The 19,492-nt window shown below is 32.8% G+C and carries 18 protein-coding genes, 6 tRNA genes and 1 rRNA gene; 1 reads left to right on the top strand and 24 read right to left on the bottom strand.

Features of this window, described 5'->3' with window-relative positions; all coding sequences use genetic code 11:
• Positions 1 to 167 precede the first annotated feature (167 nt).
• The 4 genes from LQ694_RS15170 to LQ694_RS15155 all read right to left on the bottom strand — a co-directional run bounded on the left by LQ694_RS15170 (position 168) and on the right by LQ694_RS15155 (position 3,090).
• A complete protein-coding gene (locus tag LQ694_RS15170; protein WP_058612304.1) occupies positions 168 to 1,049 on the bottom strand; it encodes a nuclease-related domain-containing protein in 882 nt (293 codons plus the stop codon).
• Between the two features lie 92 nt (positions 1,050 to 1,141).
• The gene (locus tag LQ694_RS15165; RefSeq protein ID WP_058612305.1) at positions 1,142 to 1,876 is read right to left on the bottom strand and encodes a metallophosphoesterase family protein; all 735 of its coding nucleotides are present in this window, start codon (positions 1,874 to 1,876) and stop codon (positions 1,142 to 1,144) included.
• Between the two features lie 18 nt (positions 1,877 to 1,894).
• On the bottom strand, positions 1,895 to 2,542 hold the full coding sequence (locus LQ694_RS15160) for an SDR family oxidoreductase (protein ID WP_037590026.1): 648 nt from the start codon (positions 2,540 to 2,542) through the stop codon (positions 1,895 to 1,897).
• A gap of 14 nt (positions 2,543 to 2,556) precedes the next feature.
• A complete protein-coding gene (locus tag LQ694_RS15155; RefSeq protein ID WP_053076875.1) occupies positions 2,557 to 3,090 on the bottom strand; it encodes a CHAP domain-containing protein in 534 nt (177 codons plus the stop codon).
• Between the two features lie 179 nt (positions 3,091 to 3,269).
• Here LQ694_RS15155 and LQ694_RS15150 point away from each other — a divergent pair, with 179 nt between their 5' ends.
• A complete protein-coding gene (locus tag LQ694_RS15150; protein ID WP_218697185.1) occupies positions 3,270 to 4,220 on the top strand; it encodes a hypothetical protein in 951 nt (316 codons plus the stop codon).
• Between the two features lie 60 nt (positions 4,221 to 4,280).
• On the opposite strand, the gene LQ694_RS15145 is transcribed toward LQ694_RS15150, so the two are convergent.
• The 20 genes from LQ694_RS15145 to rrf form a co-directional block, all read right to left on the bottom strand.
• Positions 4,281 to 4,937 carry a haloacid dehalogenase type II gene (locus LQ694_RS15145; RefSeq protein ID WP_058612307.1) on the bottom strand — a complete coding sequence of 219 codons (657 nt, stop codon included), beginning with the start codon at positions 4,935 to 4,937 and terminating at the stop codon, positions 4,281 to 4,283.
• A gap of 143 nt (positions 4,938 to 5,080) precedes the next feature.
• Positions 5,081 to 5,935: a Cof-type HAD-IIB family hydrolase gene (locus tag LQ694_RS15140; RefSeq protein WP_058612308.1), complete on the bottom strand. Its 855-nt coding sequence runs from the start codon at positions 5,933 to 5,935 to the stop codon at positions 5,081 to 5,083.
• A gap of 76 nt (positions 5,936 to 6,011) precedes the next feature.
• The gene (locus LQ694_RS15135) at positions 6,012 to 6,791 is read right to left on the bottom strand and encodes an ABC transporter ATP-binding protein (RefSeq protein WP_048541287.1); all 780 of its coding nucleotides are present in this window, start codon (positions 6,789 to 6,791) and stop codon (positions 6,012 to 6,014) included.
• Between the two features lie 104 nt (positions 6,792 to 6,895).
• Complete coding sequence (locus LQ694_RS15130; protein ID WP_096791933.1) at positions 6,896 to 7,681, bottom strand: VOC family protein; 786 nt, start codon at positions 7,679 to 7,681, stop codon at positions 6,896 to 6,898.
• A gap of 133 nt (positions 7,682 to 7,814) precedes the next feature.
• A complete protein-coding gene (locus LQ694_RS15125; RefSeq protein ID WP_058612314.1) occupies positions 7,815 to 8,264 on the bottom strand; it encodes a GNAT family N-acetyltransferase in 450 nt (149 codons plus the stop codon).
• 22 nt (positions 8,265 to 8,286) lie between these two features.
• On the bottom strand, positions 8,287 to 8,895 hold the full coding sequence (locus LQ694_RS15120) for a DedA family protein (protein ID WP_048541291.1): 609 nt from the start codon (positions 8,893 to 8,895) through the stop codon (positions 8,287 to 8,289).
• Between the two features lie 243 nt (positions 8,896 to 9,138).
• On the bottom strand, positions 9,139 to 11,523 hold the full coding sequence (locus LQ694_RS15115) for a heavy metal translocating P-type ATPase (RefSeq protein ID WP_218697184.1): 2,385 nt from the start codon (positions 11,521 to 11,523) through the stop codon (positions 9,139 to 9,141).
• A gap of 13 nt (positions 11,524 to 11,536) precedes the next feature.
• The gene (locus LQ694_RS15110) at positions 11,537 to 11,839 is read right to left on the bottom strand and encodes a metal-sensing transcriptional repressor (protein WP_049319925.1); all 303 of its coding nucleotides are present in this window, start codon (positions 11,837 to 11,839) and stop codon (positions 11,537 to 11,539) included.
• 441 nt (positions 11,840 to 12,280) lie between these two features.
• Positions 12,281 to 14,083 (bottom strand): glutamine--fructose-6-phosphate transaminase (isomerizing), encoded by a 1,803-nt coding sequence (gene glmS / locus LQ694_RS15105; RefSeq protein WP_058612311.1) that lies wholly within the window; start codon positions 14,081 to 14,083, stop codon positions 12,281 to 12,283.
• 469 nt (positions 14,084 to 14,552) lie between these two features.
• Positions 14,553 to 15,905, bottom strand: a complete 1,353-nt coding sequence (gene glmM / locus LQ694_RS15100; RefSeq protein ID WP_218697183.1) for a phosphoglucosamine mutase — start codon at positions 15,903 to 15,905, stop codon at positions 14,553 to 14,555.
• A gap of 21 nt (positions 15,906 to 15,926) precedes the next feature.
• Entirely contained in the window at positions 15,927 to 16,862 is a 936-nt protein-coding gene (locus LQ694_RS15095; protein ID WP_058612312.1) for a CdaR family protein, read from the bottom strand.
• Positions 16,863 to 17,669, bottom strand: coding sequence for a diadenylate cyclase CdaA (cdaA, locus tag LQ694_RS15090; protein ID WP_025907437.1), 807 nt, complete (start codon positions 17,667 to 17,669; stop codon positions 16,863 to 16,865).
• Between the two features lie 142 nt (positions 17,670 to 17,811).
• Positions 17,812 to 18,717, bottom strand: coding sequence for an arginase (gene rocF / locus LQ694_RS15085; RefSeq protein ID WP_058612313.1), 906 nt, complete (start codon positions 18,715 to 18,717; stop codon positions 17,812 to 17,814).
• A 186-nt stretch (positions 18,718 to 18,903) separates the two neighbouring features.
• Positions 18,904 to 18,976, bottom strand: a tRNA-Lys gene (locus tag LQ694_RS15080).
• A gap of 4 nt (positions 18,977 to 18,980) precedes the next feature.
• Positions 18,981 to 19,055 (bottom strand) — tRNA-Gln (locus LQ694_RS15075).
• A 4-nt stretch (positions 19,056 to 19,059) separates the two neighbouring features.
• Positions 19,060 to 19,143: transfer RNA gene (locus LQ694_RS15070), tRNA-Tyr, on the bottom strand.
• Between the two features lie 16 nt (positions 19,144 to 19,159).
• Positions 19,160 to 19,235: transfer RNA gene (locus LQ694_RS15065), tRNA-Val, on the bottom strand.
• A gap of 8 nt (positions 19,236 to 19,243) precedes the next feature.
• Positions 19,244 to 19,315, bottom strand: a tRNA-Glu gene (locus LQ694_RS15060).
• 1 nt (position 19,316) lies between these two features.
• Positions 19,317 to 19,391, bottom strand: a tRNA-Asn gene (locus tag LQ694_RS15055).
• A gap of 19 nt (positions 19,392 to 19,410) precedes the next feature.
• A 5S ribosomal RNA gene (gene rrf, locus LQ694_RS15660) occupies positions 19,411 to 19,492 on the bottom strand; the annotation flags it as partial.

Raw genomic sequence — 19,492 nt, 5'->3', positions numbered from 1 at the left:
TGCGATACACCTGGATTTTGTACCCTATCGCACGATATCTCTCAGTCTTCGTGCGATACACCCTTATTTTGTACCTTAGCGCACGATATCTCTCAGTCTTCGTGCGCCATACCTAGATTCAGTACCCCATCACACTATTCAAACTCAAATTTATGATAGGCCTTAACTTACTTATAATATACTTTAGTATTTCCTTGTGTAATCATTTTAAAATGTCCTTTCATAATATATGAAAGTGTATTTCTATGTACACCATTACACCACTTCCTTGCTTCTTTCATACCGAATGGTGCTCCTTTCAAATACATTAATTCGTCTAAAGTATTTAAAATAAGTTCTTTTCTAGGTATCTCATTAAAACAGTTAGAACAAGTGATTATTTTCTTTTTATTTTTCAGTGGTGTATCTATTATATTGTTACATTGTGTACATCTTATACCAGGTTTTAATTTGTTAAATTCATAATTCGGATATTGATGATAATCATCTTCAAAAGGTGTATGGAGATTTTGTAATGTGGTTTTTATTATAGAATTATTTGGAGAGTTACTGTTTTTAAGGAGATGTCTTACTTTATTTAACTGGTTTGGTAAAATAATTGTTTCTTCATCTATTTTGCCTTTCATACTGAAATTTCCGTTAATAAATATTATATAGCTTTTTATTGTTCTTTCTATATTTAATTTATCAAGTACTTTATTTAGGATATAGTCATTTCTATCTAATTGAGCTAACGGATATTTAATTACAAAGCCGTTATCACAAATCAAATTACCATTATTAAATTCATATTTACCAAAATAATTTTTGATTTCAAATTGATAGATAATCTTATCAGTGATAACTATAAAATCAAATTGATAATTTTGAGTACTTTGTAGTTGTAAATTATATATGAACTCTAATTGATCAATAGATTTTAATATTTCTAAAAACTTCTTTTCACCTTCTTTTCCTTTTTTATATGTTTCATATTTTTGGATATCTTGAGGACTTATGTATGTTCTACCTATAAGAGATCCAATCACTGAATAATAGTTCTTTTTCAATGGTTCACCTTCTTTATAAGTTTATTCATTTCCATTTTAATCCATCTCAGTAAAAAAATCAGCCACAACATCAATGTTGTGGCTGTTTTCTTCTATATGAATGATTCAAAGATTAATTGTTTGCCTGGTACTTTTTTATCATCGAATCCTTCTAAGAATGGTTGATTATCATAAGGTACTTTGACTCTTTCTACGTTTATGGCACCATCTTTAACTTCTACTATGCCATACACTGCGTATGCACCGTTATTTAACCCTACTGACCCCGGATTAAAATATATTGTTTCTATATCATCAAAGTGATGTAACACGTGATTATGTCCGAATGTAACAAAATCTGCATCTACGCCATTAAATAATCCGTGTACATGTTCTAACGAAGGATCTACGATTGGTTCAAATGGATCTTCACTAATATGCTTATCCATATTTTCTTCGAGTATTCGATAATGTGTGAAATAAAATTTTAAACCGTCTATTTCTTTTGTAACTTCACGTTTAAGTTCATTTAAAAAGGTATAATATTTGCTGTCTAAATGTTCTACTATCCATTGATGATGTTCATAGAACTTACTTTTCAAACTTTCTGGATATGGCTCATTGTTAACGACTGACATAATCGCTTCGTCGTGATTGCCTGCAATGTATGTCATATCTTTTCTGCTTGTTACGGTTTCAAGAACTTCGTTAGTACAATGGCCAACACCAATATTATCACCTAAGTTATATATGTGATCTATATCCGTTCGATTATCGATATCTGAAAGTACTGCGTTTAATGCATCGATATTTCCATGTATATCTGTTAAAATTGCGAATTTAACCATCATAATACTCCTTTATGATTATTGATTAAATTGATCAACCGCTTCTTTAATTTCAACATCTCCTGAAACGACTTGGAATTCTTGACCAATTTTCTCATCATTGTTTAATACTTCAACCAAGACAGTCGCTACATCTTTACGAGGTATTTTTCCACGTTCTACTTCTTCTGCTAAAGTAACTGTTCCAATAGCATCATCATTTGTTAGCGCACCAGGATGAACGATTGTATATGGTATATTAGCGTTTCTTAAATGTTCATCTGCATAGTGTTTAGCTATTGTATAAGGTTTTAAATCTCCTTCAAAAGCTGATCTTCTCGTATCAAATGAAGATACGAGTACAAAATGTTTCGTACCTGCTATTTTACTTGCTTCAATGGATTTAACTGCACCGTCTAAGTCAATAATAATTGTTTGGTCTGCACCAGTATGTCCACCTGAACCTGCTGTAAACACAACTTTATCTGCATCTTTTATTTTTTCAGAAATGTCATTGATATCGTCATATTCAAGATCTAGTGGTGCTGTTGTTGCTCCTAAGTCTTCAAAGAAACTTGCTTGACTGTTTTTTCTAATACCTGCAACAACTTCATTGCCTTCTGCTACTAAATCTTTAACTAAATGTCTTCCTATTTGTCCATTAGCACCTATTACGAAAATCTTCATTATAAAACACTCCTTTAAATTTTTTCATGTATAAAACGATAATTGTGTAATCTATCTGGCGTGATTAACCTTGAAGTCACTTCATATGGCTTTTTATAGTTCATATCAGAAACAACAATTGAACCATCATTTTTTACTTCTTCAACTATTGCGACGTGTCCTAGTTCACCATAATCTGTTTGTAAGATTGAGCCTTCACTAGGTTTTCCGTTCACTTTATAACCTTCTTCTTTGGCACGGTCATCCCAATGTTTAGCGTCACCCCAAGATGAACTAATTTTTTTATCAATTTTCAATCTTTCTTCAAATACATAAAATGTACATTGACCTTCTTGATAAAAATTACCAAGCGAACGGTCATCTGTTTTATCATTCTTTTTAATTTGTTCTGTGCGAATCGCTACTTCTTTTTCTTTCATCTGCTTCTTTACATCTTCAACATAATGATTAAAAAAATCGAATCCACCTTGGCTTTTAAACAGCAATACCATCGTTATGATAGCGACCCATGTTGCAAGGTAGATAATGAAGCGGAATAACTTTTTCATAGCTCACTCCTATAACTAATATACCTCAAATATATGAGTTATAACGTAGGATATCAAATAAAGTGCTTATAGCTCTTTACAAAAAATTCGCAAATGCAAGAAAGTTTTTGACAATTAAATGACATTTTCATAGTTTTTTATGGTACCCTAATGATACAAAAAGACAAGAGGTGAATCATATGTTCAAGTTCCAATTGGATTACTTTAGAAATGGACAGGGATTCCATTTAAAAACGATTCTATTTTCTATTTTAGCATCAATCGTTATGATTCTTATAATGTTAATACCGGGTGTATTATTCTTAATCGGTGGTGTCTCACTCGCTTCATCACAAGACTTTTCAGGTGAACCTTCTGGCGGAGGACTAGCGATATTCTTTGTCACTATGGTACTCGGCTTTTTATTAACACTTGGTTTATATATCTTTGTTTTAATTCCTTTAGCTTATGGCATGATTAAATACTACAAAGATACAGACTTAAGTATTGCGCCAAACTTTAGTGATTTATTTATGTTCTTACGAAAAGGAAACTACGTTAAAACATTAAAACTTACAGTTATTATAGGTGTGATTAGTGTTGCAATGTATATAGCGATTTATATTGTCGTATTAGTTGTTGAACTAATCTTCTTTGCAATATTCGGAACATCTATGGCTATTATGCAACCAAGCGGTTCAAGTGAAGCTTTTGGTGCAATGTCTATATCATTTGTAATCATCATGTTATTTATGATTTTAGTTCTATTCGCAGTGTTTATTCCATTATATTATTTAGTAATATTTATTATGAACACAGTACTTGTTCATATTGATCAAAGATCGTTACCAACTTTCACTAAATTCTCAATTGGTTGGAATATTACAAGTAAAGGTCCTAATAATGCTTGGAAATTATTATTCAGCAACTTACTCTATGTTGTTGTTGCATATATTGTTTTAGCTATTGTTGGTATCATTGTTGCAGTTGTCGTTTCATTTATGCCAGCAGTATTACAAGTTATATTCGCGGTACTCGGATATATTGTGTACTTTATCTTTATGTTTATTGTTTCATACTTCATTTACGGAAGTGTGATGAACTTCTATCATAAAAATAAAAATGCACTTTACCCTCCAAATAACCAGTAATCCTATTGGACAACATATAAAGCGCTCAATCTAGATTCAAAAGATTGAGCGCTTTATTTATTATATTAAATCTTTAATACTATATAAGGATTGTAATTCAAAGTCGGGTTTAACCTCTATATATTCAAAATCACTAAAGTTACGATTAACCCATGCCGTTTGAAATCCAAACTTTTGTGCACCAACAATATCCCATTTATTTGATGATACAAATAGTACTTCATCTTTATTATATGGAATATTTTCTTCTAACAATGCGTATCCATTAGAATCTGGTTTATACACCCCAAACTCTTCAAGAGACAAGATAAACTTAAAGTAACTCGTAATATTTGAATAATCTAATACTTGATCTATCATACCTTTATTACCATTACTAAATATGATTTGATCAACTTCGGATAATTCTTTTAATGTATGGGCAACTTCTGGAAATGGCGTTAATTGATTATATGCTGCCATACATTCATTAATTTCTTTCAATGAGTAATCAAAATCATTTCTACTGAGCACATATTCAAGTGAATCACGAATCACTTTACTAAATGGTTTATATTCATCCACTAATTGTCTCACATGTGTATACTCAATTAATTTATATCGCCATGCTTTAGCAATCCTATCTCCATTTCCCGGGAATAACTTTTCACATTTTTCTCTTACACTATCTATATCAACAAGTGTTCCATATAAATCATATACAACTGTTTTAATCATTTCATCACCCCTTTAAAACATCACTCATTATATTATATCCAAATGTATATAAAACAATCACACAAAATATATTGCTGACAATATTTTTAGTTTATACAATAAAACCATGTCACCGCAAATCGGACATGGTTTCATAAATTGATTTATTTAATTAAAAACTTTTGACTTAAAAAGTCAGCGACACCATTTTCTACATTTGTACGTCTCGTAACTTCACTACCTAACGCTTTAATATGATCAGGTGCATTTTTCATAACAATTGGATTGTCTACAAACTCGAGCATTTGTCTATCGTTATCACTATCACCAATCGCAAATGTTTCAGTATCTTCTGCAATTCCTAAATAGTCTAAAGTCGATTGAATAGCTGTCGCTTTGTTAACACCTATAGGCATTGTTTCTAAATTACAAGTTGTTGAATGAGATATTGAAATATCTAATTCTTCTTTCATTGGTACGATAAGTTCTTCCCATTTTTTAATTTCTGATTCGTATTTTTTGAAGAAATAAAATTTAGAATAAGCATCTTCAGGTATTTCATCAACCCAATTAATTTTTTCACTTAAAGCTTCTTGTCGAGATTTCCATTCGTTACGCTCTACATCTCCTAATTCATCTGTTTGGATTTCAGAAAGTAATAACGTTTTATCACGTTTTAAGGCGATACGATTTTTATAATATGGAAATAACTCATAATAAATTTGATGTTCTTCTGCTAATTCCACAAGTTTATGTACTGTTTCCATAGGTAACTGATGTTTAAATATTTCTTCTCCATTAATATATCCTACTGCACCATTTGAAGATAAGATACCATCAACTTCAAAGTTCTCTGGTACTAAATATGGAATTTCATCATATGCTCTTCCTGTCGCAATAAATACTTTAATGCCTTTTTGTCTAACTTCTTGAATAACATCATTTGTATGATTCGTGACTCTGTTGTCTTCATTTAAAATTGTCCCGTCCATATCTAAAAAAACTGCTTGATTCGTCATGTTGAATCCTCCATATCATTTATCAATATCTATTATTTCATGCTCACAGCGTAAAGGCAATTTTTTTAAATACATGTTACTTTTTAGATAAAATTGGTCTATTATTTTTAAACTCAACATCTACATCAATTCCAAATAAGTTACTCATATTATCACTGTTTAATAGCGCTTGAATATTACCTGATTTGAATACTTCACCATTTTTCAATAAAAGTATGTTTTTAAAGATCGGTAAGACTTCTTCTAAATGATGTGTCACATAAATAATGGTTGGTCCATCACTATCTTGTCCGATATACTCAATTCTTTCTAACAGATCTTCACGCGCTACAAAGTCTAATCCATTTGTTGGTTCATCAAGAATGAGCAACCTCGGTTCAGACATTAATGCTCTACCTATTAATACGCGCGTTTGTTCACCTTGTGATAGCGTTTCAAACCTTCTATTTATATAATGTGTAATACCTAGTGTTTCACAAATGTGTTTCGCTTTTTCTTTAATTTCTTCAGTAGGTTCTTCATAAACACCAATTGACGCATAAGCACCACTAATGACTGTTGTAAAAGCATTGTCCTGTTGTCTCATTTTCTTAAATAAAGATGACGAAACATAACCTATTTGTCTTCTAATGCCATCTGCTGAATAACCTGGTCTTCCTTGTTTCATATCTAGTATTTCAAATTCCCCAGATGATGGAGCAGTATACGCGTTAATAATATCGAGAATAGTAGATTTACCTGCACCATTTAGTCCGTATAACACCCAATGTTCTCCATCTACTATTTCCCAAGAAATATCTTTTAATATGTATTTGCCTTCTCTAATCCAATTAATATGTTTCAAATCAAGAAGCATACTTACATCCCCTTTAATATAAGAATTTAGAATATTCACTTATTGTACATGAAACATCTCTTATATTAAAGGTGATTGGATAGGAAGGCTAAATTTTATCATGCTTATTCTGGATTAATATCGAACCTTAATCCATCTGGCGAAATCAATACTTCAGGTGCTCTATTCGGTATTTGCATATCGATATTAGCTAGTCCGTAACTATGATCTAAATCTTCACGTTTTTTATTAGATTGCCATGTATTAATCGCAATATGATGATGATAATCTTTCGTTGACATAAATAATGCATTAGGGAAATTACCTACAACAATTTTTAATCCTAATGTATCAGTATAGAAATCTTTACTTTCATTGATGTTGCTTGTTTTTAAATGTAAGTGGCCAATCTTAGCACCTTCAGGCATACCATTCCAACCTTCAGTTGAAACATGTTGGACTAATGCTTCTGCGTCTACTTCAAGTGTATCCATATTAACGTTTCCATCATTCCATACCCAAGTTTCTGGATTTCTATCTCTATAAATTTCTAGACCATTTCCTTCTGGATCATTTAAATACAATGCTTCTGACACGATATGATCCCCAGCGCCAAGTCTTACATTTAATCTTGAAGCATGTAATAAAAAGTCAGCTAAATCGGCAGTTGTTGGTAATAATATTGCTAGATGGAATAATCCAGCTTCTCTCATACTTGGTTCTCTACCATCCACTAATAAATTTAATATAATAGTATGACCTGAGTTACCAATTTCAAATACAGTTTGCTTATCATCTTTACTTTTTATATTTAAACCTAAAATACTGTCATAAAATACAGTCATTTTTTCTAAATCTTTAACATTTAATGTAATGCCTTTTACTAAATTTGCATCTTTACCATGAAACATAACTTGCACCTCTTCTTATTTATTAATAAATAATAGTATACTTTATATACTATAAAAAGTATACTAGTTTGTTTCAAAAAGCAAAAAAACCTATACGACACAATTTAAAATTGAATCCGTATAGGTCCTTTTATTACAATTCCATTTCTAATCTCACCATATCTTTGCATTGTATATCATTCTCAAAGATAGGTTCTTCGTAATACTTTACAAAATAATCAATATCTATTGATTTCATTCTAAATCCAGCTTGTTGATAAAGTTTCAACTGCCCTATACCTGAGTTACCTGTTCCTACAGTTATTGTATGACAATGTAAATTTCTCGCTTCATTAATCATATGGTCAATTAATAATTTCCCTATACCTTGATTTTGAAAATGTGGATCAACTGCTAAATTAACTAATTCATATGTATTGGGTCTCGTTAATAACCCAACTGCAATTCCGATATCTTGATGATCTTGTTGATAAACATATACTTGTCCTCTAGTAGCATAATCATTAACAGCATGTTGATTTTCATCTGCTAAAGCTAATAATTCATAATGTCTATCATTTAACTGCTCACATAAAGTTATCATTGTATCACCTTCATTGTTTAAGTTATGAAACTTTCTTCTTTCTAATAAACCAAATGATAAATACAATTATACCAATTGCAATGACTGCATACATAAAGTGAGAATAAACATCCATATAATTGACGATTTGATGCCAATTATCTCCTACTTTAGCGCCTACCAGTACTAATACTAAATTCCAAATCAATGTACCGATTGTCGTTAATACTAAAAATAACCATTGATTCATACCGCTCATACCAGCTGGAACTGATATTAAACTTCGAATAAGTGGAATAAATCTACAGAAGAATACAGTCCATGGTCCATATTTATCGAACCAAGCATCTGCTTTTCTTACATCTTCTTTCGTTAACCTAAGATATTTACCCCATTTCTCGATAATTCTTTCGATTCTTTCAACATTTAGAATACGACCAATCCAATATAATATGACAGCACCGCCTACAGAACCTATTGTAGATGCAACGACTACACCTAAGACTGTTAGATCTGACTTAGTGGTCATGAAACCTCCAAATGTTAAGATAACCTCTGATGGTATGGGTGGGAAAACATTTTCCAATAATATCAATAAGGCAATACCAAAGTAGCCAAATTGTTCCATTACACTTGTAATCCAACTCTCCATTAATTTGCTCCTTTAAGTTGATATCTTTCTCTTTTTATTGCTTTGTAAATATAAACATTCGATAATAATAAATAAAACATAATGATGAAACTTAATTATATAATATATGTTGCTGAATAAGTGTAAGACTTAAGTATGAACATGACAATTTATATTTATATGCATTGTCATTACTTTTTATTTTACAATAAAATGATTCATAAAAAAATTCACACCCATTTATATATGAGTGTGAATGAGTATTTATAATTTAACTTTTTTTAATCTTAATGCATTTGTGACGACACTTACAGAGCTTAATGCCATCGCAGCACCTGCAACCCAAGGTGCTAAAATACCTATTGCAGCAATTGGTATACCTGCCGTATTGTAGCCGAATGCCCAGAATAAGTTTTGTTTAATATTTTTAATTGTTGCATGACTTATTTTAATCGCTTTAGGAATAAGTAATAATTCTCCACCAAGAATTGTTACATCTGCCGCTTCAATCGCAACTTCCGTACCAGTTCCAATTGCGATACCAATATCTGATATTGCCAATGCTGGCGCATCATTAACACCATCACCAACCATTGCAACCTTTTTACCAGTACTTTGAATATCTTTAATTTTATCAGCTTTCTCATTTGGTAATACTTCAGAAATGACTTTTTGAATACCTACTTGATTTGCGATAGCTTGAGCTGTTCTTTCGTTGTCACCTGTAAGCATCACGACTTCTAAGCCTTCCTCTTGAAGCATTTTAATCGCTTCTGGTGCACTTTCTTTAATCGTATCTGCAACTGCGACAATACCTTTAAATGTGTGATCCACAGCAATTAACATAGCTGTTTTACCTTCTAATTCTAAATTGGACATGTCTTGTTCAAAATCTTTCGTTTCGATACTATGTCTTGCCATTAATTTTCGATTACCCACTAATATTTCTTTATTCTGAATAGTAGCTTGAATACCGTATCCAGGTATTGCATCAAAGTCGTCTACATCATTTAATGCGACTTCTTGTTCTGTAGCATATGCAACAATAGCTTCAGCAAGTGGGTGTTCTGATCCTTTTTCTGCACTTGCTAAAAGACTGAGTGTTTCTAAGTCTCCAGTATAATCCGTAACTTCAGGTTTACCTTTTGTAATTGTACCAGTCTTGTCTAGCACAATTGTATTTAATCGGTGTGTACGTTCTAAATGTTCGCCACCTTTAAATAATATGCCATTCTCGGCAGCTTTACCCGTACCAACCATAATGGATGTTGGCGTAGCTAATCCAAGCGCACATGGGCAAGCAATGACAATCACAGCAATTGCTGCTACTAATGCTCGTTCAAACTGACCTGGATCTACTAATGTTAGCCATACGATAAATGTTAAGATTGATATCCCAACAACAATCGGAACAAAATATCCAGAAATAACATCAGCTAATCTTTGTATAGGGGCTTTAGATCCCTGCGCTTCTTCTACGATTTTAACGATAGAAGCCAGTGCCGTATCTTTACCTACTTTTGTTGCTTTAATATGAATTAAACCATTCTTATTAATCGTTGAACCAATGACTTCTTCATTTATCGTTTTTTCAACAGGAATAGATTCACCTGTAATCATAGATTCATCTATTGATGTACGTCCTTTTTCAATAATACCGTCCACCGGTATCTTTTCACCTGGTTTGATATTCAATATATCACCGACAACGACATCATCAATAGGTATCATGATTTCTTTATTATCACGAATAACTCTTGCTTCTTTAGCTTGTAAATTTAATAAAGATGATAAAGAATTCGTTGTTTGACTTTTAGCGCGTTTTTCTAAATATTTACCAAACAAGATTAACGTAATTAACACTGCACTTGTTTCGAAATATAAATGCGGCATATAAGATGGATTACCAATTGTTTTGATAGCTTCATATAAACTATAAAAATATGCTGCACTTGTTCCTAGTGCCACTAATACATCCATATTAGCGCCACCATTTTTCAAGTTCTTATATGCACCAACATAGAACTGCCATCCAATTATAAATTGAACAGGTGTTGCTAGTATAAATTGAAACCAAGGATTCATTAAGATATGAGGCATAGGCATATTAAATAAATGCACAAACATCGTTAATAAAAGTGGTAACGATAAAATAGCAGAAATAATAAGTTTCGTTTTCATTTTCTGTACTTCTTGTTCTTTATGCGTTGTTTTATTTTGAACATCACTTTTAGTAGCTGCGTCATATCCTAAATTTTTAATTTTATTAATGATACTTTTAACATCTATAATTTCAGGATTATATTCAACATTAGCTTGTTCAGTCGTTAAATTAACCGTTGCTTGTGTAATGCCTTCTTGTCGATTGAGCACTTTCTCGATACGATTAGAACATGCTGCACATGTCATACCATAAACATCTAATTCAGCCTTTTCAGTTAAGACACCGTATCCGAGATTTTCAATTTTATTTGTTACATCTGATAAATTTGTAGCGTCATTATTGAAAGTGATGGATGCTTTCTCAGTCGATAAATTCACTTGAGCATCAACGCCATCCATTCTGTTTAACACTTTTTCAATACGATTGGAACATGCTGCACATGTCATACCCGTTACACCAACAGTAACATGTTTAGATTCACTCATTTTGTTTACCTCCTTACTTAGAAAATTGTTTAAGTACACTCATCAATTCATCAATCGTTTCTTCGCCTTCACCATTTTGAATAGCATCCGTCACACAATGCTTAATATGTCTTTCCGTTACCGCAAGTCCAACATTTTTCAAAGCAGACTGTATCGCACTAATTTGAACTAATATATCCACACAATATCTATCTTCTTCAACCATACTTTGAATACCACGTACTTGACCCTCAATACGTTTAAGTCTATTGATCACTTTATCTTTTTCCTCTTTCGTTCTAGGTGTTACCGTATGTTCATGTAGATATTCACTCATACAATCACGTCCTCTCTTTAATTAATACTATACCCCCCTATAGTATATTTTTCAATATAAAAGCTCAAAAAATTTATAATGAGATGTTGAATAATGAAAATTTGTTACTTTGTGCTGCCTTAGTTATATTTCACGGGACTTTTGTTACTATGGGCTGCCTTATTTACATTTCTTCGGACTTTTGTTACTAACGGCCTCCTTATTTACATTTCTTCGGACTTTTGTTACTATAGGGCGCCTTAGTTACAATTCCTCCGACTTTTGTTACTATGGAACGCCTTAGTTACAATTCCTCCGACTTTTGTTACTATGGAACGCCTTAGTTACAATTCCTCCGACTTTTGTTACTACAGCCATCATACATATTTATCCATTTATAATATATTCAAAATTTACATAAAAAAAACACCTGAGCTACTTGCTCAGGTGTTTAATATCATTCTATTCAACTGTAACTGATTTAGCTAAGTTACGTGGTTTATCTACGTCACAACCTCTGTGTAATGCAGCGTAGTAAGAAATTAATTGTAATGTGATTACTGATACAAGTGGTGATAACATTTCATGAACGTGTGGAATTACATACGTATCATGATCGTGTTCTAAACCTTCCATAGAGATAATACATGGATTAGCACCACGTGCTACAACTTCTTTAACGTTACCACGAATTGATAAGTTAACTTTTTCTTGTGTAGCTAATGCAATGATTGGTGTACCTTCTTCAATTAATGCAATTGTACCGTGTTTTAATTCTCCTCCAGCAAATCCTTCTGCTTGGATATAAGAAATTTCTTTAAGTTTCAATGCACCTTCAAGACCTACATAGTAATCCATTGTACGACCGATAAAGAATGCGTTACGTGTTGTTTCTAAGAAATCTTTAGCAATTTGTTCCATTTTAGGCGCATCGTCAACAATTGCAGTGATTGCAGTTGTTACTTTCGCTAATTCAGGAATAATATCTACGCCAGTATTTTTGTTATGTGCATTCGCAACTACTTGAGAAAGAATTGCTAATACTGCGATTTGTGCTGTGTATGCTTTAGTTGATGCAACAGCGATTTCAGGTCCAGCGTGTAAAATTAATGTATGATCCGCTTCACGAGATAAAGTTGATCCTGGTACATTTGTAATTGTTAATGCTTTGTGACCTAAACGTTTAGCTTCTACTAATACTGCACGGCTATCTGCTGTTTCACCTGATTGTGAAATAAAGATGAATAAAGGTTTTTCAGATAATAAAGGCATGTTGTATACGAACTCTGAAGCTACATGTACTTCAGTAGGTACTTCTGCCCATTTTTCAATGTATTCTTTACCTACTAAACCAGCATGGTAACTTGTACCACATGCAACGATATAAATTCTATCTGCTTGTGCAACATCTTCAATAATTTCTTTATCGATTTTAAGGTTCCCCTCTTCATCTTGATAGTTTTGAATAATGTTACGCATAACACCTGGTTGTTCGTGAATTTCTTTTAACATGTAGTGATCGTAAGTACCTTTTTCAACGTCTGAAGCATCGATTTCAGCTTTATAGCTATCTCTTTCAATTACGTTACCTTCTTGGTCTTTAATGATCACTTCATCGCGTTTTACGATAACAATTTCGTTGTCGACTAATTCTTTATAAGTATCTGTTACAGCTAACATAGCAATTGCATCTGAAGCAATTACATTAAATCCATCACCGATACCAACTAATAATGGTGATTTATTTTTAGCTACGTAGATTGTGTCAGCATCTTGTTCATCTAATAAACCTAATGCATATGAACCATGTAATAATGATAATACTTTATTGAAAGCATCTTCTGTAGTTAATCCTTCGTTTGAGAAGTGTTCAATTAATTCAACAATAACTTCAGTATCAGTATCTGATTTAAATGTAATACTTGATAAAAATTCATTTTTAAGTTGTTCATAGTTTTCAATAACACCATTGTGTACTAATGTGAAACGACCTGATGTTGATTGGTGAGGGTGAGCGTTCTCATAGTTTGGCACACCGTGAGTTGCCCAACGAGTATGTCCAATACCAATATTTCCATCAAAGTCATCAGAAGCTGCTTTACGTAATTCAGCAATTCTTCCTTTTTCTTTAAATACTTTAATTTCTTCTTCGTTTCTTACAGCAATACCAGCTGAATCATAACCTCTATATTCTAATTTTTCTAATCCTCTAAGTAATAATTCTTTAGCATTTGCTGTACCAATATATCCTACTATTCCACACATAATCAAAATTCCTCCAATTTTAAATAAGCGGTCAGACTTTAAAATTTTAGTCTAGTCGCTTTCAATACTCTGTTCAATTTATGGCTATTTCAATGGCTTTGGACATACAGTCACCTATATGCTTTAAACATTGAACTTCGAATGGGCCACATCCGGGATAGCATCCGCCGATAATTCGATAACTATCCTCCTCGTCAACAAAGTTCATAACACTCATTCAGCATGTATCTGATTATACGTGCCTCTTAAATCGTGTATGTGCTTTGTTCAGGCGCTATAAGTTTCCTTATTTCGATAAACCTCACAATCCTCCTTAAGCAAGCTCTCTTCATTCTACAATGAAATTGTATGTTGTGCAATTATAACACTATATTTAGTGCAATTTTCTCTTAAAAATATAATAATAACAGTTGTAATAAATAAAAAAATCTGAGACACACTCAATAGTTGTCTCAGATTTATAATATTTTTATTCAATTCCCATTTCTTGTTCTACTACTTCTGCAATACTGTTAACAAATCTTTCAGCATCTTCTTCTGTTTTAGCTTCAACCATTACACGAACAAGTGGTTCAGTTCCTGATGGTCTTACTAATATACGACCTTCGCCGTTCATTTCTACTTCAACTTTAGTCATAATTTCAGAAACTTTAGCATTTTCTTCAACACCATATTTATCAGAAACTCTTACGTTTACTAATTTTTGTGGGTACTTTTTCATTTTGCTTGTTAAGTCACTTAAACTTTTACCTGATCTTTTTACGATACTAGCAAGATGCGCACCAGTTAGTAAACCATCACCAGTCGTATTATAATCCATCATAACGATGTGACCTGACTGTTCTCCACCAAGGCTGTATGAACCACGTCGCATTTCTTCTACAACATATCTATCTCCAACTTTAGTTTTGTTAGATTTAATACCTTTTTCTTCTAGTGCTTTATAGAAACCTAAATTACTCATTACTGTTGAAACAACCATATTATCTTTTAATTCACCATTTTGTGCCATATCTTCAGCTAACACATACATGATTTGGTCACCATCAACGATTTGTCCTTTATCATCTACAGCAATGATTCTATCCCCATCACCATCAAAAGCTAAACCAAGATCTGCACCATGTTCAATAACAGCTTTTGCTAATTCTTCTGGGTGTGTAGAACCCACATTTAAGTTAATGTTATAACCATCTGGCTTACAACCGATTGTTTCACTAGTTGCTTCTAAATCACCGAATAAATATGGCGAAAGTGAATAAGTAGCACCATGTGCACCATCTAGGACAATTTTCAATCCATCTAAATCACCATCGACAGTTGATTTAATATAGCTTATATATTTTTGAGCACCTTCAAAGTAATCCGAAATATGGTTTAATTGGTTACCTGTTGGCCTTGGTAAATTGTCTTCTGTAGAATCTAATAACTTTTCAATTTCTAATTCTTCATCATCCGTTAATTTGAAACCATCTGGACCAAAGAATTTAATACCATTGTCTGCTACTGGATTGTGTGACGCACTAATCATAACACCTAAATCTGCATCTACTTCTCTCGTTAAATAAGCTACACCTGGTGTTGAAATAACACCTAATCTCATGACTTCTGCACCAATTGATGAAAGACCTGCGATTAGAGCTGCTTCTAACATTTCCCCAGAAACACGCGTATCTCTACCTACTAATACTTTAGGATTTTCACTACCATGTTTCTTCGATAATACATAACCACCAAATCTACCTAATCTAAATGCGATTTCTGGTGTTAACTCAGAATTAGCTACACCTCTAACACCATCTGTACCAAAATATTTGCCCATTATAATTCTCCTTTAATTCCATTAGTTTTTAGAAGTTTCTATTTTTGCTTCAACATTTTTAAATTCTGCTTCGTCCACACCATCAGGCAAGCTAAGATTTACTTTTTTAGTTGTATCACCGTCAACATTAGAAATATCGACAGGTACATCTATTGATCCTATACCATCAAGCACGTTTCTCGAACCATATATTTTAACTTCGTTTTTATCTAAAGTAATATCATCAATATTTATATTTTTAGATGCACTACCTTTTGTAACAGGATTTAATGTCACAGTTTTACTAGATCTTGCAACTTTAATATTGACGTTAACAGTATCTGGTCTAATCTGAACGTCAAGTTTATTTAAATTGCTATCAAGCACACTGATACCCGCTTTTTCGGTCGTATCATCTGTTAATTGCTTCGTTTCATCTAAAGTAGCTTTTACATAAGCAATTTTATTAAGTTCTTCTTGCCCACCTGTAATTGTTACTTGTGATGGATTAACAGTTTCTCCTACTAGCTCATATCCAGAAGCAATTCTGTTTTGGTTAATCTCTGCTTCAATTGGATATTTTTTAGAAACTTTGTCTTGTAACGTTACATTTGCACTTTTAGGCACAACTGTCGCTTTAAGTTCATCACTTAGTCCTTTGATTTTAAAGTTTTCTTTATATTGTCCTACTGATTTATTTTTCAAATCCAATTCTACTTTAAAATTCAATAATTTTTCAGCCTGTAATATTGTTGATTGTGGACCAGAAACTTTTACATCTACTGTTTTAGGTGCGCCAGATAAATATAATTCTTTTGTATTATAGATTGTATCTACCGGAACATCTTCTATTACATGATCTGAACTTTTCAAAGCATTTTCTGAAAACAAGCTACCGAACACATTATTCACAGATAAGAACATGAGTAGCGCTAAAATTAAAGCTACAAAACGTAAACCCCATTTAGATTCTAGCATCTACTTCACATCCTTTCTGTTTTGAACAGAACCAAACCAATGCTCAACTAGTAACTCTCTAAAGGCTTCACTTGATATTTCTTTTCTTAATCTACCATCAATTGTTACAGATATTGAACCTGTTTCTTCTGATACTACAACTGTAAATGCATCTGATACTTCTGAAATCCCTACAGCTGCTCTATGACGCGTTCCTAAACTTTTAGAAATTTTTTGACTGTCAGATAACGGCAAATAACTTGCTGCTGTAGCAATTTTTTGTTCACGTATGATCATCGCACCATCATGTAATGGTGTATTTGGAATAAAAATATTTGTGAGTAATTCTTGAGAAATATCAGCATTAATAGGTATACCTGTTTCTATGTAGTCTTGAAGTCCTGTTTCTTTCTCGAATACAATTAATGCACCTATTCTTCTTTTGGCCATATACTGAACGGCTTTATCAACACTATCAGTTAACCTTTCTTGTTCTGCTGATGTCGCTACATTTACTCGTTTAAATAGACTTCCTCGCCCTAATTGTTCCAACGCTCTTCTAAACTCAGGTTGGAATATTACAATGATTGCTAAAAACCCCCATTGCAATACAAAATCAAATAAAAGCGTAGTAGTCGTCAAATTCAAAAAATTACTTACTGTTCTACCAATTATGATGAAAAATATACCTTTTAATAGTTGTATCGCTTTTGTACCTTTAACGACAGTTATAATTAAGTACAATACATACCATACAATAATTAAATCAAGTATACCTGTTATAACTTTTAAGGCACTTAATTCACCAAAAATGTCAGGTAACTGCATAGTATCTCCTCCGTGTTTCATTTACCTAGTGCTTATTATAACAATTTTTGAGATATATTGTTAATTTAATTATATATAAAACAAAAAAAGCCTCTATAAAAGAGACTTCTTTATTAAAGTATATTTTATCCGTGATTGTCAATTATAATAATTTCTCTCCAAAGAATGATCCCATTAATCCAATTGCTTGATGAGCCGTTTTATTATATTCATCGATAAGAGGATTTACTTCAACTAGATCAGCAGATACAATTAAGTTTGACTCATGAAGTAACTCCATAGCTAAATGACTTTCTCTATATGTTGCGCCTCCAGGTACTGTTGTGCCCGTACCAGGCGTTTCGACTGGATCTAATGCATCAACATCCAATGAAAGATGTACACCATCCGTTTTATCCTTTAAGTAATCTATCGTTTCAGATATAACTTGATTCATGCCAAGTTTATCTATATCTGCCATTGTATATGTACGTATGCCTGATTTTTTAATATATTCCTTCTCACCATCATCTAAATCTCTCATACCAATTAAAACGATATTTTCAGGTTTTACTTTATTCTTATAACCACCGATATTCATTAATTCATCATTACCTTCACCTAATAAGACCCTTAATGGCATTCCATGAATATTCCCACTCGGTGAAGAATCTAATGTATTCAAATCTCCATGTGCATCATACCAAATAACCCCAAGATTACTATAATGTTTACTAATACCAGCTATTGATCCTATTGATAATGAATGATCTCCACCTAAAATCAAAGGAAAGTTACCATTATTCATTGTTTCATTTACGGATTCATATAAGTTATTTGAAAATGAAATCACTTCATCTAAATTTCTTAAACCTTCTTGTTCGCTTTTATATTTTTTCATATCTATAGTAGGTGATTCAACATTACCTTTATCTATGATATTGTGACCTATATTTTCTATTCTCTCAATCAAACCAGCATATCTCAATGCATCTGGCCCGAAATTAACGCCTAATTTCCTTTGACCAAAAGCAGTTGGTGCACCGATTATTTCAATGTTCTTTTTCATAATTTCAAATCCCCCTTAATTTGCATTACTATTATATTCTAGTATATGTAAACACTTACATCAAGCTATATAAGGGTTTATGGATAATATTAATATATTCCAAATATTTATACGTATATACATCATTTTATGCATATTTTCATCAATAAAAAAAGAGACATTAGATTAACTAATGTCTCTTACATATGAGCCATAGAGGATTCGAACCTCTGACCCTCTGATTAAAAGTCAGATGCTCTACCAACTGAGCTAATGGCTCTTAATGGCTGGGCTAGCTGGATTCGAACCAGCGAGTGACGGAGTCAAAGTCCGTTGCCTTACCGCTTGGCTATAGCCCAAAGATGGTGGAGGGGGGCAGATTCGAACTGCCGAACCCGAAGGAGCGGATTTACAGTCCGCCGCGTTTAGCCACTTCGCTACCCCTCCAGCTTATGAAATTAAATGGTGGAGAATGACGGGTTCGAACCGCCGACCCTCTGCTTGTAAGGCAGATGCTCTCCCAGCTGAGCTAATTCTCCATAAATAATGACCCCTACGGGATTCGAACCCGTGTTACCGCCGTGAAAGGGCGGTGTCTTAACCGCTTGACCAAGGGGCCATGGCTCCACAGGTAGGACTCGAACCTACGACCGATCGGTTAACAGCCGATAGCTCTACCACTGAGCTACTGTGGAATAATAAAATTAAATATTTGCCCGGCAACGTCCTACTCTCGCGGAACGTAAGCCCAACTACCATCGGCGCTAAAGAGCTTAACTTCTGTGTTCGGCATGGG

The organism is Mammaliicoccus sp. P-M58 (assembly GCF_022386165.1).
GTDB classification, from domain to species: Bacteria; Bacillota; Bacilli; order Staphylococcales; family Staphylococcaceae; genus Mammaliicoccus; species Mammaliicoccus sciuri.
This window is presented reverse-complemented; position numbering and strand designations above follow the sequence as displayed.

Bases quoted from the DNA above. Each gene is read 5' to 3' on its own strand.
- LQ694_RS15165 (WP_058612305.1), bottom strand. From the start codon at position 1,876: ATGGTTAAATTCGCAATTTTAACAGATATACATGGAAATATCGATGCA.
- LQ694_RS15160 (WP_037590026.1), bottom strand. From the start codon at position 2,542: ATGAAGATTTTCGTAATAGGTGCTAATGGACAAATAGGAAGACATTTA.
- LQ694_RS15155 (WP_053076875.1), bottom strand. From the start codon at position 3,090: ATGAAAAAGTTATTCCGCTTCATTATCTACCTTGCAACATGGGTCGCT.
- LQ694_RS15150 (WP_218697185.1), top strand. From the start codon at position 3,270: ATGTTCAAGTTCCAATTGGATTACTTTAGAAATGGACAGGGATTCCAT.
- LQ694_RS15145 (WP_058612307.1), bottom strand. From the start codon at position 4,937: ATGATTAAAACAGTTGTATATGATTTATATGGAACACTTGTTGATATA.
- LQ694_RS15140 (WP_058612308.1), bottom strand. From the start codon at position 5,935: ATGACGAATCAAGCAGTTTTTTTAGATATGGACGGGACAATTTTAAAT.
- LQ694_RS15135 (WP_048541287.1), bottom strand. From the start codon at position 6,791: ATGCTTCTTGATTTGAAACATATTAATTGGATTAGAGAAGGCAAATAC.
- LQ694_RS15130 (WP_096791933.1), bottom strand. From the start codon at position 7,681: ATGTTTCATGGTAAAGATGCAAATTTAGTAAAAGGCATTACATTAAAT.
- LQ694_RS15125 (WP_058612314.1), bottom strand. From the start codon at position 8,264: ATGATAACTTTATGTGAGCAGTTAAATGATAGACATTATGAATTATTA.
- LQ694_RS15120 (WP_048541291.1), bottom strand. From the start codon at position 8,895: ATGGAGAGTTGGATTACAAGTGTAATGGAACAATTTGGCTACTTTGGT.
- LQ694_RS15115 (WP_218697184.1), bottom strand. From the start codon at position 11,523: ATGAGTGAATCTAAACATGTTACTGTTGGTGTAACGGGTATGACATGT.
- LQ694_RS15110 (WP_049319925.1), bottom strand. From the start codon at position 11,839: ATGAGTGAATATCTACATGAACATACGGTAACACCTAGAACGAAAGAG.
- glmS (WP_058612311.1), bottom strand. From the start codon at position 14,083: ATGTGTGGAATAGTAGGATATATTGGTACAGCAAATGCTAAAGAATTA.
- glmM (WP_218697183.1), bottom strand. From the start codon at position 15,905: ATGGGCAAATATTTTGGTACAGATGGTGTTAGAGGTGTAGCTAATTCT.
- LQ694_RS15095 (WP_058612312.1), bottom strand. From the start codon at position 16,862: ATGCTAGAATCTAAATGGGGTTTACGTTTTGTAGCTTTAATTTTAGCG.
- cdaA (WP_025907437.1), bottom strand. From the start codon at position 17,669: ATGCAGTTACCTGACATTTTTGGTGAATTAAGTGCCTTAAAAGTTATA.
- rocF (WP_058612313.1), bottom strand. From the start codon at position 18,717: ATGAAAAAGAACATTGAAATAATCGGTGCACCAACTGCTTTTGGTCAA.